Genomic DNA, 17,636 nt, shown 5'->3' with positions numbered 1-17,636 from the left:
CCCCCTGTTATTCAAACGAGCATATGCCGGCGGGCGCGTTTGTCCAGCAGAATTACAGCGCGCCGCCCGTCACAGTGCCTCGTAAAACTTGAGCATCCTCGCGCGCATGGCCGCGTCCGGCATACGTCCGAATCCCGCGCCCATGTTGTCGCCCATGTGCCGCGCGCTGGAGCTCGCGGGAATCGCGCAGGTGACCGCCGGGTGCGAGACGACGAATTTCAGGAAGAACTGGCCCCAGCTCGCACAGTCGAATTCCGCGCTCCAGCCGGGGAGCGGTGTGCCCTTCACCTTCCGGAACATGTCGCCCCTCTGGAAGGGGCGGTTGATGAGCACGGCAATGCCCCTGTCCGCCGCGAGCGGCAGCAGGCGTTCCTCGGCCGCACGCTCCTCGATGCTGTAGGAAAACTGGACGAAATCGAGCTGTTCCGATCTCATGATCTTTTCGAGCTCGTCGTGGGAGCGGCCGTGCGAAGTCGTGATGCCGATATAGCGTATCGTCCCCTGGCGCTTCCAGTCGCGGAGCACCGGGAGGTGTGCCTGCCAGTCGCGCAGGTTGTGAATCTGCATGAGGTCCATCACGCTCACGCCTATGAGCTCCATCGAGCGCCGCATCTGCCCGATACCCGCGTCCCGCCCGTCGATCCACACCTTCGTAGCCGCGAACACGGACTTCTTCGTCCCCGTCTCCTCCAGGAGTTTACCCACGACGGCCTCGGAGGTGCCGTACATGGGCGAGGAATCGATCACCGTACCGCCGCCGTCAAAGAAGGCCCTTACGACCCCGGCGAGCTCATCCAGCGCGGCCCGGTTCGTACCCGCGTCGAAGGTGCGCGAGGTTCCCATTCCTATCACGGGAATTTTTTCGCCGGAGGACGGGATGGCGCGCCGCGCGTGCGTGCGCTCTTCCGCCCCCAGGCCGCCGCGCGCGAGTGAGTATCCTGCCGCGAAAGCAGCCGCGCCCGCCAGAAATTTCCGCCGTGTTATCGTCAAGTTAGTTTCAATCATGCTGCAAGCCTCCATTGTCCAATGTTCCCGTACCCGCAGAGGGGCGTTCCGTTGCATTGTGCGCGAAATCAGCGTCCCCCGTGCGTCCCTTTTTCCGCGGCGGCGAGCGTCTCCTGCCGCAGGCCCAGTCTCCAGGCAATCCACGCCCACAGGGCGGCGAGCGGCATCGCCGCGAACGCCGTGCCCGCCACGGAAAGTCCCAGCCCGCCCATCGCGGCATACGCCCAGGCGCTCAGCGCGTCCCCGCCGCGGTAGACCACCGTGTCGATGAAATTTTTCGCCTTGTACTTTTCCTCACGACCCAGGACCACATAGAGCATTTCGCGCCCCGGCCGCGTGAGGGCGTAATCCCCCGCCCGCCGCACGACCTGCACGGCGACGATCGTCCCGAGCGCGGGCATCGCCCCCAGGAACGCGAAGCCCGCCGTGAGCAGCGCCGGTACGGCGGCAAGAGATATTCCGATACCAAAGCGCCCGACGATCCTCCCGGTCAGGAACACCTGCACCGCGAGGGTGAGCGCGTTCACGGCGAAATCCATGCCGGCGAAAAACGCCATGCGCCGCGACGGGTCGTCCAGGTACGCGCGCACGATGTGGGCCTGCTGGAAATAGAGGAACGTGGACAGGGTCGTGAAAAGGAGCATGAACGCACATATCCCCGCGAGGTACGGCGAAGAGAATACGAGCCGGATACCCGCGAGCACGCCTCCCCCGATCGCCCTTTCATTTTCGGGGGCCGATGCGCTCTCACGCGTTCCCGCATGCCGTGCGTCCGGCATTGCTTTCTCCTGGTCCTTCCAGGAGGCCAGCCGGCGGATGCACAGCACCGCCACCGCGAGGAAGCCCGCCGAAAAGAGCAGGAGGACCGGCGGCCCGAACGGCATCACGAGCGCGGCCGCGAGCGCGGGACCCGCAAGCGCCCCCGCGGTACCGCCGGCCGCGATGATCCCAAAGAGCCGTGCCGCGCGCGCGCTCGTGAATATGTCCGCCATGAAGCTCCAGAAGACCGATACGATGAAAAGGTTGTAGACGCTCGCCCAGATGAAAAAAGCCCGCGCGATTCCTGCCGGGGCGATGCCCGATCTGAACAGCGCGAAGAACAGGAGCAGGTTTCCAATGAAGAACAGGTAGACGTACACAAGGAGCCTGCGCGGCGCAAAGCGCCGGGCGGCCCACCCGAACAGCGGCACCGCGGCCAGCATCACGACAAACGTGCCGCTGAACATCCATTGCAGCTTTTCAACTCCCCCCGCGATGCCCATCTCGTCGCGCAGGGGACGAATAATGTAATAGCCGCATAGGAGGGAAAAATGATACATGAACGACCAAGTCAGCGCCGGCCATTCGCCGGGTCCTATCGCGAGGAGACTTTCCCGAATCCGGTCAAGCCGCGAAGCTGATCCCGGGGCCGCCGCGGGATTCACGCGTTTCCTCCCCGTGGGCGCAACTGATTATTCCTCTTCCAGGAACACCATGTTCGGCAGCTTGGCCTGCGGGTTTTCATGGAGCGCCCTCGCGTGGATCGTGTCTATGAATTCGCGCGCATGGCCTATATCGCCCGCCCAGAACAGGAACAGGATCTCATTGGCGTCGTCGATATTACGCCAGAGATGCTCCAGGTACAGGCCCTGCTCCGCGTGCCGCGTCGAATCCGCGACCAGGACCCGCCGGATGTCCGCGTAATTCACGCCCTTGAGCCTTGCCAAGACATGCGCCATGCCGACACTCCCTTACTTGTAATGCCCCCGCATCGCATGACCCGGCCCTTTTCAGGACCGGAACGCTATCACCAGCGCGATCGCGATGGCGGCGGGAAGCGCCTGAACGTATAGAATTTTCCGGCTTGCGGTCAACGCGCCGAACACACCCGCGACGATCACGCAGCCAAGGAAGAAAATCCTGACGTGGATCCCGTCGGCGCCCAGCATGAGGCCCCACGCGAGACCCGCGGACAAAAAGCCGTTATAGAGCCCCTGGTTCGCGGCCAGTACGCGCGACGCCTTCGCGAACTCCGGCGTGAGACGAAACGCCTTCCTTCCCGCCGGCTTTTCCCAGAGGAACATTTCAAGCACGAGAATATACACGTGCACAAGGGCGACCACTGCGACCGTGATGTCGGCGATCAGTTCCATTTTTTCACCATAGTTATTATTAATATTTTTTCGGGAAAAATTCCAACGGGGACGGAAAAATATTTCGATTTCCGTGAAAGACCGGCGATTTGTCCTGAATTGCAGCGGTCGCACCTTTTGACTTTTCCCCGCTCTTCAGGTAAAATTAAATCGGCCCCGGAAAAATACCAGGCGCATGGCCTCGGGGGGTCGGGAAAGACGGAATCGTTCACCAGGGGGGCGCGGGCCCCGGATCCCGCGCAAAAAACAGCGGACCGTCCTTATACCACGGTTCACCATGGCCGGGTTCGGGATGTTCCGGCGGCAGGTGTGCGGCCATCGGCGGGACGAGGCCGCGGGGAGAGTGAGAATCGCGTGGCAATATTCTGGAGACAGCTCATGTTTACCGAGTCCGGACTCGAATCCGAGTTCCGCGAGGATTACCTCGACAAGTCGATGCTCTCGGTGAGGATCGCGCTTGCCTTGGGCGTGGTTCTGTATTCGGCTTTTGGCGTCCTGGATTACCTTATCGCCCCCCTCTCCATGTACCATATCTGGTTCATCCGCTTCGCGATTGTCGTGCCCGCGCTGGCGGCCGTGTTCGGGCTTACCTACCTCCGTATTTCGAGACCCTTCATGCAGCCCCTTCTCTCGTTCAGTTCGCTCATCGCGGGTTTCGGGATCGTCGCGATCATTGGCGTGACGGTCGAAAAGGAAAGCAGCCTCTATTACTACGCGGGCCTCATCCTCGTGATCATGTGGACCTACACCTTCGTGCGGCTTCGCTTCCTGTACGCGACCGTGTGCAGCTGGATCATCGTGTTGGCATACGAATTCACGGCGATAGGCTACCAGGGCCTGCTTGACAGGCCGGAAATGATAAATATTTTCGTGAACAACAACTTCTTCTTCATCGCCTCCAACGTGATCGGCATGTTCGCCTGTTACCTGATAGAGCTCTATACCAGGAAGGACTTTCTGCAGCGGAGACAGATCGCCTCGGGAAGGGAAGAGCTTCAAACGGAGAGGAACAACCTCCAGACCAGGATGGACATCATGGACAGGGAGCTCGAGATGGCGCGCCTGATTCAACAGAGGTTCATCCCTGACCTTAACCCCACCGAGTATATTTCCGCCCTGTACAGGCCCATGGAGGCCGTGGGCGGAGACCTGATCGACTTCGTGCGTTTCGGCGAGGGCGAAAAGATTGGGCTTTTCATGAGCGACGTGTCGGGGCACGGCGTCCCCGCCGCGCTGATCACGTCCATGCTCAAGAGCAGCATGCTGGAGTCCAGCAGGCTCTCGTTCAACCCCGCGCTCGTGCTCGCGCACCTGAACCGGGTTCTAGGCGACCAGACGGACGAAAACTTCGTGACGGCGTTCTACGGCGTGTATGACAAGTCGACCAGGTCCATCATCTACGCCAACGCCGGCCATCACCCCCCCAGGATCATACTGAGCAAATCGGTCACGACCCTTGACAAGGCGAAGAGGATGCCGCTCGCCATATCGACGAACGAGGAGCTGGTTTCGACCGGGATGATTTACGCGAACGCCAGGGCGACCATCCCCGCGCACAGCAAGCTCATTCTCTACACGGACGGGCTCGTCGAGGCGAGGAATCCTTCCGATCGATCGACGGAATTCGGGGAGAGCCTGGACGATCGGCTCCTTAAGCTGCGCGAGTTCGACTGCAGGGGTTTTCTGGACGCCCTCTACGGCGAGCTCGTGGAATTCAGGGGCGGCGATTCCTTCGACGACGACATCTGTATGATCTGCGTCGACATAAGGTGAGAGAGAGCTCCCATGCTCCGCCAGGATCGGAAACGGGAGCGCTTCATCAGATCGCCGGCGTCAGTCGAGCGCAACCGCCGCGGGGAGCGTCTATGGGGGGACCGAAAGCCCGTTCGAAGAAACCTTTGACATGCGCCGGGAAACGATTACACTGCCCTATCGACACAGATCAAATCCCGGGTGAATTCCATGAAACGTATCTCAATGACACTGATCATGCTCTTCGCGTGCTGCGCCGCGCTCGCCGCAACCGGCATACCTACCCTCGTGTCGCGCGTCACCGACACCGCCTCCATGTTCTCTTCCGCGGCGCGGTGGCAGGCGGAGCGCATCCTGGAAGAACACGAGCGTAAAACCACGAACCAGGTGGCGGTTCTCACCATCCCCACCCTGGGGGGCGAAGTCCTCGAGCAGTATTCCATCCGCGTCGTTGAAAAATGGAAGCTGGGGAAGAAAGGAAAGGATAACGGTGTGCTCCTCCTCTTCGTGCGCAACGACCGCAAGGTGCGCATCGAGGTGGGTTACGGCCTGGAGGGAGTGCTCACCGACGCGATGTCGGGGCGCATCATTAACGATATAATCACGGTGCACTTCAGGCAGGAACACTATGATGAAGGCCTCATCCAGTCCGTGAATGCCATCATCGCGGTCATCGCGGGAGAATTCAAGGCAGGCGACGAGGGGAAGTACGCGCCCCAGCCCACGTTCGGACAGCGGGTGAAGCACTATTTCTTCAGGGGCTTGCAGTATACGCTCATAGGGATCGGCATCCTCGTGGGATTGTTCCTGGCGGGGACGATCATATGGATGATCTTCCAGCCAGCATTCCTGCTGCACGGAGCCGGGGGATGGGTCGGGTTCGGAATCCTGGGACCGGTGTTTATGTTCCTGGGCTTTCTCCCCTTCCTGGTCAACGCGGACAGCGTCGAGGCGAGCGGTATCTCGGTGCTTCTGTTCCTTTTTCCGCCCGTCGCGCTGTTCACGGCGATCAAGCTATTATTTGCGTTTACCCGCAGGGGTCAGAGGCTCGCGAAGAAGCTCTGGGTGAACTTTGGCGAAGGCGGGTCGGGTTCATCTTCGAGTTACTCGATCTCGTCGAGCTACTCTTCGTCGTCGAGCTCTTCAAGCTCTTCGGACAGCTACAGCGGTGGGGGCGGCAGCTTCGGCGGAGGCGGCGCGTCGGGGAGCTGGTAGAGGGTCCATAGCCCGTTTCCCGGGGACGCGCGGCGCCGATTAACCGTTAGGCGGTATATCAGCGCCCGCCGTTCGTTCTAAGCCTTCCTCGCCGCGAGCTCCTTCGCCAGCGCGTCACGGACTCTGTCCACGTCGGGCGGCAGGACCAGCGGCCTGTTCGCATAACGGCTCGTCACGCCGGGTATCGCCCCCTCGTGGTAGCCCACTTTGAACTCCGAGAACTTGAGCCCGTGCGCCGTGGAGATCACGATCGTGCGCGCGTTTTTCGGGATCACGCCGCGGCCGGCGAGCTTCACAAGGACCGCGAGCGCCACGCCGGTGTGGGGGCAGTTGTACATGCCGGTGCGGTCAGCGAGCGCGGCCGCGTCGGCGAGCTCCTCCTCGCTGGCCTGCTCCACGATCCCGTTGAATTCCCGGAGCGCCGCGATCGCCTTGCGTACGGACACGGGATCGCCGATCTGTATGGCGGAGGCGAGCGTCTTCTGCGGCACTATGGGCTCGAATTCCCTGAATCCTTTTAGGTATGACCGATACAGCGGGTTGGCGTTCTGTGCCTGGGCGAGCACGATCGTCGGCTTTTTCGAGATCATGCCGAGCTCGAGCATCATCGAGAATCCCTTCCCCAGGGCCGAGACGTTCCCCAGGTTTCCGCCCGGGATAATGATGAAGTCCGGGACCTCCCAGTTGAACTGCTGGACCAGCTCTACCGATATCGACTTCTGTCCCTCGACGCGCAGGGAGTTCATAGAGTTCGCGAGATAAATGGTGTTATCCTTCGTGATCTCCTGCACCACCTTCATGCAGCCGTCGAAATTCGTGTCAAGGGAGAGCACGATCGCGCCGTTCGCCATGGGCTGCACGAGCTGGGCCGTCGATATCTTGTTCGCGGGAAGGAACACGATTGAGGGTATGCCCGCGTAGGCGCAATACGCCGCAAGCGCCGCCGAGGTGTCGCCCGTGGAGGCGCACGCCACCGCGTCGATCTTCTTGCCGCGGCGGATCATTTCGCTGACCATCGATACGAGCACTGTCATCCCCAGGTCCTTGAACGAGCCCGTGTGGCTGTTTCCGCACATCTTCACCCAGAGGTCCTTCATCCCGAGCATCTCGCCGAAGCGCTTCGCCCAGAAGAGGTTCGTGTTCCCCTCGAACATGGAGATCACGTTCTCGTCGTCCACCTCGGGGCATACGAATTCCTTCTTGCCCCACACGCCGCTCCCGAAGGGCCACCGCGTGGTCCCCACCCGGCTGTCGAAAAGCGCGCGCCAGTCGTTCGCGCTCCTGGCCCCGCGCAGGGCCTCCATGTCGTGGCTCACCTCGAGAAGCTCGTTGCATTTCCTGCAGCGGTAAATGATCTCGTCGAGCGGATAGGTCTCTCCGCATCCGATACATTTGAAAACGGCGTGGAATTCGTAGCTCATGGGTTTTCCTTTTAATCCCCCCGACCCCCCTGAGGGGGGCTCAGCAAACTGTGCTCATAGCAATATCAGTCATTCTAAATGAAGCTCTCACCAGGCAATGTCCCTACCTCTCCGGGAGGCATGGGGGGCCTAGTCCTCGACGCGGATCAGGGTCGCGCTTCCCTCGACAAAGTCGAAGCCGCTGATCTCGCCCGCCGCCGCGAGCATGTCCGCTTCCGTGACGCGGTGCGTCATGATGATGAGCGGCACGTGCTGGGTCTCGCTCTCCTTCTGGATGACCGAGGCGATCGAGATTGAGTGCGCCGCGAGGGCGCCCGCGATCTTCGAGAGGATGCCGTGCCGGTCCTCGGTGTGGACCCGCATGTAATAGCGCGAGAGGCGCGCGCCCGGTCCCACGTACGCGGCGCTGCCCGAGAAACGGACCGGGTCGCCGCCGCTCCCCTTCGTGATCTCGACGATATCGCTCGCGACCGCGGAGGCGGTGGGCAGGCTCCCCGCGCCCTTGCCGTGGAGCGTCACGGGACCGGTCATGTCGTTCGTGAACATCACGGCGTTGAACTCGTTCTGCACCGACGCGAGCGGGTGGCGCAGGGGCAGCATGGTGGGGTGCACCCGTATGTCCACCTTCCCGTCCACGAGCTTCGCGATGCCCAGGAGCTTGATGACGTAGCCCATCTCGCGTGCGAACTCCATGTCGAGCGCGCGTATCTTCGTGATGCCCTCGATGGAGAGCGCGCGGTAATCGATCTTCATGCCGTAGGCGAGCATCGCCAGGATCGCGATCTTGTGACCGGCGTCGAAGCCCTCGATGTCGAAGGTCGGGTCGGCCTCGGCGAAGCCCTTGCGCTGCGCATCGGCGAGCGCGGTCTCGAAGGAGAGGTGCTCCTCGCGCATGCGCGTAAGGATGTAGTTCGTGGTCCCGTTCAGTATGCCCATGACGCTCAGCACGCGGTTGCCCACGAGGCCCTGCCTGAGCGCGAGGATGCACGGGATGCCCCCGCCCACCGCGGCCTCGAAGCCCAGGCGCGCCGGCCCCGCCGCCGCGAGCGCGAAGATCTCGTCCCCCGCCTCGGCGAGGAGCTTCTTGTTTGCGGTCACCGCGTGCTTCCCGGCACGGAGCGCATCGGCGATGATGGTCTTTGCCGGCTCGATGCCGCCGATAAGCTCGACCACCAGGTCGATCTCTTTATCCGCGAGTATGGTGCGGTAATCCGCCGTAACGTCCACGCCCTCCGTCGCCGATTTCACCCGCGCGACGTCGAGATCGCACACGGTCTTGATGCGCGCGTCGATTCCCGCGCGCGCGCGGATGAGCTCGCCGTTCTCCGCGAGCAGGCGGTACAGCCCGCCTCCCACGGTGCCGAACCCCACGAGGCCGATGTTCACCTGTTTCATTTCAAGTACCCTGAGCCCGGAATTGTGCCAGTGATTCTGCAAACGGCGCCGCGTTTTGTCAATAGAAAAGCGCGTTGCGGATCGGGGCAAGTCGTATCGGCGAGGCGCGGGGGGCCGATGCGCTTCAAGGCCGTTCATCGGCGCACGAATACAGGTCAAGGTGATGCACCGTGATTTTACAGAGAAAGCGTGGTACTGCATATGGGGAGAATATTCTTTGCGGAGGATATTTCAGGTACAGGAAAAGGGAACTTTGAACGTTTCCAGTTCTTACGGCACTGATTATGAAGTTGACTTTTCATCAATACCATATAGATTTCAAATAGTTGCAAATATGATGCTTTATGGATTCCTATAAGGCGTATTGAATTTTTTGCATTAGCTCCAAGCTTAAAAATATATTTGTAATTAGATAAAAACGTATGCGGAAAGACTGATGTTAGGAGCACATATTTGAAATCTAGTAAATTCAAGGCCAACTTTCTTATTATTGCGATCACCTGGTTTGTTTCAGGTTGCATGGAGGATGAATTCACTCCAAAAGGGAAATTTACTTTTTCTGTCGATAACGGAGCATCACAGACCTGGTATGGCAAGGGAGATGGCGAGATTAACTATTCCAATACAATGGGGTGGTATTTACTTTTTAAAGATCCAGCGACGGAAAACAACAGCACATGGTATCAGAATGATATCTGTCTTTTATTCTGGGATCTCGGATATAACATTCCCTTGGGTGACTATATAAGCATCGATAGCGTATTTGACGATAATGTATTTTTTGCTTACTATCCCAATGGACCTTCACCATGGTATCCTGCCGCCAGCACATACGAGTTTGTAATAACCATAACACGTTGGCCTGGACCTGAAAAGACCGCAAGGGGAGAGGTATCGGGGATATTAGAAGCTTTCAGCGGCGGCGGAACAGTGCAGCTTGATGGAGAGTTCGAATTCACGATGCCTGGAAGAGAGTAGTAGAAAATCAATTATAGTAATAAAATTTTAAGCCTCTCCCCAGGGGCTTTTTGACCGGGGAGCGATGACTTTCCCGTGGAGGACGCTTCAAGTATCAACCGTTATGTCGGGGAGCTTTCCCCGGGAAGAGGACGCAAATTCCTTGATAGTATAGGAGATTAAGATGAATAAAGTATATCACATGGCATCGATATTAATATTACTTCTGGTTTCTGTACATTTAATGGCAGAGGAAAGTTTTATTGAACTCTGGAATACAGGCACTCCGGCTCAGATAACAAAAGCTCTGAAAAATGGAGCCTCTGTAAAAGCTAACGAGTATGGCATAACCCCGCTTATGTTTGCTGCACAGAATAATCCGAATCCTGAAGTTATTGGTGTGTTTATAAAGAATGGTGCCTTGATAAACGAGGTTGATCCTACAGGAACAACACCTCTCATGTATGCTGCAATGCAGAATAATGCTGCGGTTGTTGATGCACTATTGAAAGCAGGTGCAGATGCAAAACTGAAAAACAGTGACGGCAAAACAGCATATGATCTTGCAGAATATAATGAGAAAGTCAACAGGACTCCAGCTTATCAGGCATTGAAGAACGCGCTGGATAAGTAGAGGATTATAGTATCGCCCGGTTGCGGGCGATTTCTTTTATATGAAAAAACAGAATATCTCCTTTCTCAGCGGCTTCTGCCATGCCTGTCTCGAGACATAAAAGAAAGCATCCGTGCCTCCGTAAAGCGGGTCCTCCGCAGCAAGGACAGCAAACTGGACGACCTCGACCCCTTCGTCGCCTGCGTCATGTCCCAGGCCAAAGCCCTCTACTCCAACTGGCTCGAGGCGGCCTGATTATAAAATCCTTGACAGTAGAAAAAGTTATTTAATAATTCATATTCAATATGGATAATATGAGAATAATTGAAAAGCTCCCCAATGCGCCTCTCCAGGAGGTCATTTTTGAAATCCGCTGGGACCCTGATGTAGATCAGGAGACCAATCAGCCGCTTGATCTCGGGTATGAGCTTGCGCAGGGCCTGTTTGCGGAGTCGGTTGCAAAAATCCTTTCCTATCATAAAAGACTCGCAGCCCCGTCAATTCCCGTGTTCTCTCCTTATATGTTGGCCCACCAGTTTTGGAAATCCAACGGCGAATGGCCGGTGGTGCAACTCGGGCCATGCATCATGACGGTCAATGACATTGGCAAAAATTATATCTGGCAGAGCTCGTTTAAACCCCTGACCGTTACCATGCTGGACATTTTGCAAAAAAGTTATAAAAAACCTATACGGTTCAATTCCGTGAGTCTGCGTTATGTAGACGCTGTGGATTTGCCTTCGGTTCCAAATGCTTCGGTGCAAGCGTTTATCGAAGATAATTTCAAATTGAAGCTCAACAGAGAATATGCCGTGGAAGGAGCCTTAAACGATATCAATATCACTGAAGTCTATCTTCTGCCAGATGGAACCAATCTGAATATAACTGTCGCCAGCGGTACACATGGAGTGAAAATATCTCCTGCAATAATATGGCAGACTGCGGTAACTAAAAGTGCTTCCACTACATCAAATGATATTGTCGAATGGCTTGAAATGGTGCATAATGTCGTATCAAGCCTTTTCAAATCCATGTTGAAGGATCATTTTTATGAGAGCTTTAGAAAACTGCCTGGTTCTTAAAAATGAAATATTCACTGTATTCGCCCCTTTTTCTACAGGCGACTACCGGTTGAATGTGATTCCGTTTAATACTATCGACACATCATTGTTCCTGCATCGGGATGTTGAATCATTGTCTCTTGATTCCCGGTTACAAATAAATAAAATTCAATCTTTCGGCAACCTCCCGGACAACTGGGACGGTTATGGAGCGGCGCGGCCGGATAGTGCGGCCATAGATGCGGCAATATCGGCGGTGAAAACGTTTGATCGGTATAATCAGAAAATATATTTTACCGCCCCCGGGCCGTCTGGAGACATACTGCTTGAATTGAAAAACGGGGATAAAACCATCGAATTATATTATAATGGCTCAACGATCGAAAATGCTCTTTTTAAAGGTGATGAATGCGAGATCGAAAGCACATTAAAAACTGACGAGTACTCAGACCTCATTAGGTGGCTTACCGCATAGAAATATCCATGACCATGGAAATTATTGAAATAGCCGACAGTGATAATCTGCTACGAAGGGTACCTTTCACCGATCCAAATTATATCAAACCGGATGGCACGATAACCTCATTTGCCTTTTCTCCGCGCAGACAGGATACAAATGGCCTCTCTATGGATGTTGAGAAGCTTACGACCTTTGGAAAGTCGATAATGGATCGAACAAAATTCAGATTGTATCGTTTGCAAGCCCAAGTCCCAAGGAATCATGGTCTAAAGTGCCTTCACGATCCAAAACCGGAAAACGTATCACACGCATTAATCCAAGGTGAGTTTAACAAAGCCATATCCAGAAAACTTGCCTCTGCCGCCGAGCGAGTGATAGCAGGGTAAATTTTAAGCCTCTCCCCGGGGGCTTTTTGACCGGGAGCGATGTGCTTTCCGTGGAGGACGCTTCAGATAAAAGTCCTTATGGCAAAGAGCTTTCCCCTGGAAAGAGTACGCAGTTTCCACTATGATTGCCGTCAATAATTTAAGCTGTCTCGCTATGTGTATAAAAAACGAAAGGCCGGCGGGACTTGACATTTACGGCGTGTAGGCTCGTTGTCCCCTTATCCGAGATGGGTAGCGGTTTGACCACTGTATACACTTCAGAATAAGCAGCCTCGGAGAATCGGGTTTATTGGGGAGCTCTCCCTGATGAGCATAAATAAATCGCAAACGATCTTTAAATAGGTAATCTGCATTACACTTCCTTTCCTCTCTTTGCATATTCGCTGGATAAAAACAATAACAACAGATTTTTCTTTCCTTCTTGACAAAATGGGCGGTAAGATTATATATTGTAATAGTTATAAAAAGTAATAATTATTATATATAATAGTTATAAGGAATAACAATGATTAGAACTTTGACAAGAACGGCGATTATCATGCTTCTCGCCCTTTTCCCTTTGCATGCCGGCGCGGAAAGCGGCAAGGTCGAAATGAAAACCATCAAGTACGATGACTATCTTGAAACGATCGTCTCGGTTCTTCCCGAGATCAAGGCCAACGGCATTAACCTTTTAACGCAGGAAAACGCCCTTAAAAAGGCCGGATCCCTCAGCGATATCAGCCTGAGCGGGAATGGTTCATATGTCCGTGAGAATCAGACCCTTGCATATATGGGCAATGCCTCCGGGAAGAACAGTACCTCCGATCTTTCGCTGGGCCTTTCAAAAAAAATCGCTCCCACGGGCACCGATGTCGGAGTCGATTTTGGATATTCCCGGACCGCCATGGAGGATTACTCCGTATTCAATAATGCCTATACGAATACTCCCTATGCGGGCGTTACGGTAAAACAGCCGCTGCTCTACAACTTCCTTGGGAAGGTCGACCAGTACGGCGAGAAAAACGCCGAGATGCAGGTCGACATCGAAAAGGTGAAGCTCATAGAATCGAACAAAAGCACGCTAAATGCGTATAAAAAACTTTTTTTCGAGTGGAGCCTCGCGAGGAGGCAGATCAGGAATACGGAGGAGGCCCTTGCCAATTCGAAGCTTCAACGCGATCAGATCGCCATAAATTATCGTGCAGGACTCTCGGACGAGGACGACTATGAGAAGACGGCAGCATCCGTGATCGAATATGAGCGCCAGCTCGAATCGGACTTCATTACGTTGAATGCCATCGTCAATAAGCTTTCCGTCTACCTGCACACGGAAAGCGTCGCTCCCTCCGAAGATGATTTTAACCGCCTTTATCAATCTTCCTTACAATCCGATTTTGGCTTAGTTGGCTTTGAAACTACGACTTCGGCCAGGATCATTTCCATGATGATGAAGCGGCTCCTGTATTCCAAGGGAGTATACGAGAATAGAGTGCTTCCGGAGCTCAACGTATATGGAGGCGTTAGGCAGAAAAATCTCGCATCCGGATCGTCGGATGCCTTCAACGAGCTCCCGTACCGGGACTGGAATATAGGCTTCGAGTTTTCATACAAGCTGGGAAATACCGAAGCGGAGAGTTCGCTCAAGGATATCGAAATACAGGTTAAATCCCTGGAATGCGAGAAGGAAATCGCCGTCAACGACTACAAAAAATACCTTTCGGTTCTCGCCGGCTCCGCCAACGGGACCAAGCTGCTTATTGGGAAAAAAACAGCGTACCTGGATACGTTGAACAGGCAGCTGGCAGCCGAAATGATCAAGTACAGGCAGGGGCGGCTCAATCTCTCGTATGTAATCCAGACGGGAAACACGATTTCCCTTACGAAAACCGAGATCGAAACCCTGAAATACAGGCTTATCGCCTATTGCATAGACTACCGGGATTCGATACAATGATTCCTTTTCAATACCGGAGAACACCATGAATACCGCAAAATTCGCCATCAAACGGCCGATCTTTATTACAAGTTTAGTGCTGATCATTATAATTCTAGGCGCTATATCGTACAGGAACATAAGCCTTGAGCTCTTTCCTGATATATCCTTTCCATCAATAAATGTAACAACCGTCTATTCTGGCGCGTCACCCGCCGATGTCGAAAACCTTATCACCAAGCCCCTCGAAGACGAGCTCGGGACCCTCGCGGGTCTCAAGCACATCAACGCAAAGAATACGGAAGGCCTCTCTTCCATTACACTCGAATTCAATATGGATGTCGACGTGGATAAAACCGCGCAGGACGTAAGGGACAAGGTGAGCCAGGCGAGGAATTCGCTGCCGTCGGACCTTGGCGACGATCCCGTCGTTTCAAAACTCGATCCGGACGCCTCCGCGGTCGTCACGCTGGCCCTGATGTCCGATCTCCCGGCACCGGAAATATATGATCTGGCAAAGGAAAAAATCAAGCCGCAGCTTTCCAGAATCAAGGATGTCGGAAGCGTCGTCCTTATCGGGGGCAGCAGGCGCGAGATCCAGGTCGAATTCGATCTCGACAGGCTGAATCAATACCACATATCCCTTCCCAACATAGCAAACCAGATGACCCGATCAGGATCGAACGTTTCCATTGGAAAACAGGAGCATGGAAGGGAAGAAACGGTTTTCAGGTCGATCGGCGATTTCACGACTCTGTTCCAGATCGACAACTCGCTCCTCTCGTTTTCCGGAGATTTTGGCAACTCCGTCACGGTAGGCACGCTCGGGAGAACCCGTGACGGCATCAAGGATGTTACCAGCACGGGATATGTCTATTATCCAGAGAAGATGCGATCGGGAAATGAGAAGCAACCAGGAAAGGGATCGGACCGTGGAACCGAATCGTGCATATATCTCCAGGTAATAAAGCAGTCGGGAAAAAATTCGGTTGAGGTCGCGGATGCCGTTAAGAAGAAGGTCGCCGAGATAAATGAAGCCTTCAAGAAAGAGGGATCCGGATCCTATCTGCTGACGACGCTCGACCAGTCCGTCTGGATTAAGACAAACGTGAATGAAACCGTAAGCTCGATCGTGGTCGGGATCATCCTAGCCGTCATGGTAGTATTTCTCTTTCTTGGCAACATACGCTCAACCATCATCACGGCAATCGCCATACCGAACAGCCTGCTAGGGGCCGTTATCGCGATGAACGTCATGGGCTATTCCTTCAACCTCATGACGCTCATGGCGCTGTCACTCGTGGTGGGGCTTCTGGTTGACGATGCCATTGTCGTACGTGAAAACATTTTCCGCAAGCTAGAATCGGGGATGGACCCTCACGAGGCCGCCGAGCGCGGGACAACGGAGGTTATGCTCGCGGTCATCGCAACGACACTCGCAATCATCTCGGTATTCTTTCCCATAGGAATGCTTTCAGGAGTAATAGGAAAGCTCTTTAAGCAGTTCGGTTTTACGGTGATATTCGCGATGGTCGTCAGCCTTTTCGACGCCCTCACCGTCGCCCCTTTCCTTTCGGCCTACTTTGCCGGTGATGCAAAAAAATCCGGGCTCAAGATCGTCGCCTGGTTCGAAAAACTCCAGGAGTCACTCGATAGAATCTACGAAAAAATCATGAGGGCATGCCTGAATCGCTCGCTTACGGTTATCGCCGCAACATTCGCAATTCTCATCGGCAGCGTAGGGCTTCTTGGGTTCGTTAAATCGACATTTATCCCTACAGGCGACAGGGGGGAATTCCGCATCAACGTGGAGATGCCGGGAGGCACAAGCCTTGCGGGAACGAGGGAGACGATCGAAAAGATCGAGGACGAGTTGAGAAAACTGCCGGACATTCAATATTACACGGTTGCAGTAGGGAATTCGAACGGAGAGATCACGAAGGGCAGCATCGAGTGCTTTTTAAAGAAGGACCGCAGCATGGACACCGAATTTTTGAAACAGGTCGTGCGCCAGGAGATCGCGAAGTTCGCCTATGCAAATCCGTCGGTCAGCGACATCGACAACGGCCCCCAAGAGGCGCCCTTTATGCTGATCGTTTCGGGAAACGACCTTGCGGCGGTCGAGGAGGGAGCACGGCTGATTTACGAAAAAGTAAAAGAAATCCCCGATCTCATCGATATTGATTCGACAATGAAGCCGGGAAAGCCCGAATTCAGGATCGTGTTCGACGAGCACAAGATGCAGAGCCTCGGTGTAACAACAACCACCGCCGGGACGGCGCTGCGCTACGCGGTAAACGGAATCAAGGTGGGTTTATTCAGACAAAACGGTTATAATTATGACATCCGGGCGCGACTAAAACCGGAGCAGCGCGACGTACAGAAACTTTTCTCGAAAATGAAGGTACCCAACAGCCAGGGCAGGCTCGTGAGCCTGGACTCGGTCGCCAAAGGCGAATACACCACGGGAGCGGCCGAGATTCACAAGCGCGACAAGGTCTATATCGTCAAGATAACGGCAAATCTTCCGCCCACCGGCGCCCTGGGAACGGCCATGGCCAAGATAAATGAGGCCCTGGCGGGAGAGGTCAAGCTCCCCGCGGGCGTCACCTATGGATTCAGCGGCCAAGCCGAGAACTTTTCCGAAACGGGGTCGAGCATCGTCTTCGCGCTCGTGCTTGCCCTGCTGTTCATCTTCTTTGTTCTCGCGAGTCTCTACGAGTCATACGTGACGCCTTTCACTATTCTGATCGCGGTTCCGCCAGCGCTGACAGGGGCGCTGCTTTTCCTGTTCATCACGGGTTTCATGCTTGATATATTCAGCATGATTGGAATGGTTATGCTTATAGGTCTCGTTACAAAGAATTCCATCCTCCTCGTCGATAACGCGGTCCATGGCGTCAATCAGGGTCTCGACAGGAAGGACGCAATATTGCAGGCGGGAATGCGAAGGCTCCGTCCCATCCTCATGACCACCTTCGCCATGCTAGCCGGCATGTTTCCGCTGGCTATGGGGATCGGCGAGGCGGCGAAAATGCGCCAGTCGATGGGAATCGCGATAATGGGCGGTATCACGATATCGACATTAGTGACCCTGATCGTGGTCCCGGCCATCTTCGAATACGTTGACAGGTTCAGGGTGGCAACCGAGGCCAGGATACTGGTCCGCCGCAGGGATGCCCGCGAAAATTCAAGAGTCGAAACGGATATGCTTCCAGTGCCCGTACAGCCGGAGAAATGCGATAAACCATTGAGGAAATCGAAACATACTAAAATTGAAGCATAGAAACAAACCGGGTTTGCCGGACAGTTCCGATGTGAGGC

At 55.0% G+C, this 17,636-nt stretch carries 15 protein-coding genes; 9 read left to right on the top strand and 6 right to left on the bottom strand.

Annotation, left to right across the window (positions count from 1 at the left end):
* Positions 1-69 precede the first annotated feature (69 nt).
* The 4 genes from EPN93_12300 to EPN93_12285 form a co-directional block, all read right to left on the bottom strand.
* The gene (locus tag EPN93_12300) at positions 70-1,005 is read right to left on the bottom strand and encodes an aldo/keto reductase (GenBank protein TAL34494.1); all 936 of its coding nucleotides are present in this window, start codon (positions 1,003-1,005) and stop codon (positions 70-72) included.
* Between the two features lie 68 nt (positions 1,006-1,073).
* The gene (locus tag EPN93_12295) at positions 1,074-2,324 is read right to left on the bottom strand and encodes an MFS transporter (protein ID TAL34518.1); all 1,251 of its coding nucleotides are present in this window, start codon (positions 2,322-2,324) and stop codon (positions 1,074-1,076) included.
* 132 nt (positions 2,325-2,456) lie between these two features.
* Positions 2,457-2,723, bottom strand: coding sequence for a hypothetical protein (locus tag EPN93_12290; protein TAL34493.1), 267 nt, complete (start codon positions 2,721-2,723; stop codon positions 2,457-2,459).
* A 51-nt stretch (positions 2,724-2,774) separates the two neighbouring features.
* Complete coding sequence (locus EPN93_12285) at positions 2,775-3,131, bottom strand: DUF1304 domain-containing protein (GenBank protein ID TAL34517.1); 357 nt, start codon at positions 3,129-3,131, stop codon at positions 2,775-2,777.
* 384 nt (positions 3,132-3,515) lie between these two features.
* Between EPN93_12285 and EPN93_12280 the strand changes: the two genes are divergently transcribed.
* Positions 3,516-4,910 (top strand): serine/threonine-protein phosphatase, encoded by a 1,395-nt coding sequence (locus tag EPN93_12280; GenBank protein TAL34492.1) that lies wholly within the window; start codon positions 3,516-3,518, stop codon positions 4,908-4,910.
* A gap of 189 nt (positions 4,911-5,099) precedes the next feature.
* Positions 5,100-6,104 carry a hypothetical protein gene (locus EPN93_12275; GenBank protein ID TAL34491.1) on the top strand — a complete coding sequence of 335 codons (1,005 nt, stop codon included), beginning with the start codon at positions 5,100-5,102 and terminating at the stop codon, positions 6,102-6,104.
* A gap of 77 nt (positions 6,105-6,181) precedes the next feature.
* On the opposite strand, the gene thrC is transcribed toward EPN93_12275, so the two are convergent.
* Both thrC and EPN93_12265 read right to left on the bottom strand, forming a co-directional pair.
* Complete coding sequence (thrC, locus tag EPN93_12270) at positions 6,182-7,525, bottom strand: threonine synthase (protein TAL34490.1); 1,344 nt, start codon at positions 7,523-7,525, stop codon at positions 6,182-6,184.
* 129 nt (positions 7,526-7,654) lie between these two features.
* Complete coding sequence (locus tag EPN93_12265; GenBank protein ID TAL34489.1) at positions 7,655-9,121, bottom strand: homoserine dehydrogenase; 1,467 nt, start codon at positions 9,119-9,121, stop codon at positions 7,655-7,657.
* A 252-nt stretch (positions 9,122-9,373) separates the two neighbouring features.
* Here EPN93_12265 and EPN93_12260 point away from each other — a divergent pair, with 252 nt between their 5' ends.
* From EPN93_12260 to EPN93_12230, 7 genes are all read left to right on the top strand, one after another.
* Positions 9,374-9,898, top strand: coding sequence for a hypothetical protein (locus EPN93_12260; protein ID TAL34488.1), 525 nt, complete (start codon positions 9,374-9,376; stop codon positions 9,896-9,898).
* A 163-nt stretch (positions 9,899-10,061) separates the two neighbouring features.
* Positions 10,062-10,511 (top strand): ankyrin repeat domain-containing protein, encoded by a 450-nt coding sequence (locus tag EPN93_12255; GenBank protein ID TAL34487.1) that lies wholly within the window; start codon positions 10,062-10,064, stop codon positions 10,509-10,511.
* Between the two features lie 284 nt (positions 10,512-10,795).
* Complete coding sequence (locus EPN93_12250) at positions 10,796-11,572, top strand: TIGR04255 family protein (GenBank protein ID TAL34486.1); 777 nt, start codon at positions 10,796-10,798, stop codon at positions 11,570-11,572.
* Positions 11,541-12,026 carry a hypothetical protein gene (locus EPN93_12245; GenBank protein TAL34485.1) on the top strand — a complete coding sequence of 162 codons (486 nt, stop codon included), beginning with the start codon at positions 11,541-11,543 and terminating at the stop codon, positions 12,024-12,026. Before EPN93_12250 ends, EPN93_12245 begins: the two co-directional genes overlap by 32 nt.
* Positions 12,027-12,034: 8 nt before the next feature.
* Positions 12,035-12,397, top strand: a complete 363-nt coding sequence (locus EPN93_12240; GenBank protein ID TAL34484.1) for a hypothetical protein — start codon at positions 12,035-12,037, stop codon at positions 12,395-12,397.
* Positions 12,398-12,902: 505 nt separating this feature from the next.
* Positions 12,903-14,333, top strand: coding sequence for a hypothetical protein (locus tag EPN93_12235; protein TAL34483.1), 1,431 nt, complete (start codon positions 12,903-12,905; stop codon positions 14,331-14,333).
* 25 nt (positions 14,334-14,358) lie between these two features.
* On the top strand, positions 14,359-17,598 hold the full coding sequence (locus EPN93_12230) for an efflux RND transporter permease subunit (protein ID TAL34482.1): 3,240 nt from the start codon (positions 14,359-14,361) through the stop codon (positions 17,596-17,598).
* Positions 17,599-17,636 lie beyond the last annotated feature (38 nt).

This window comes from Spirochaetota bacterium (assembly GCA_004297825.1).
In the GTDB taxonomy this organism is placed as follows: domain Bacteria; phylum Spirochaetota; class UBA4802; order UBA4802; family UBA5368; genus FW300-bin19.
This window is presented reverse-complemented; position numbering and strand designations above follow the sequence as displayed.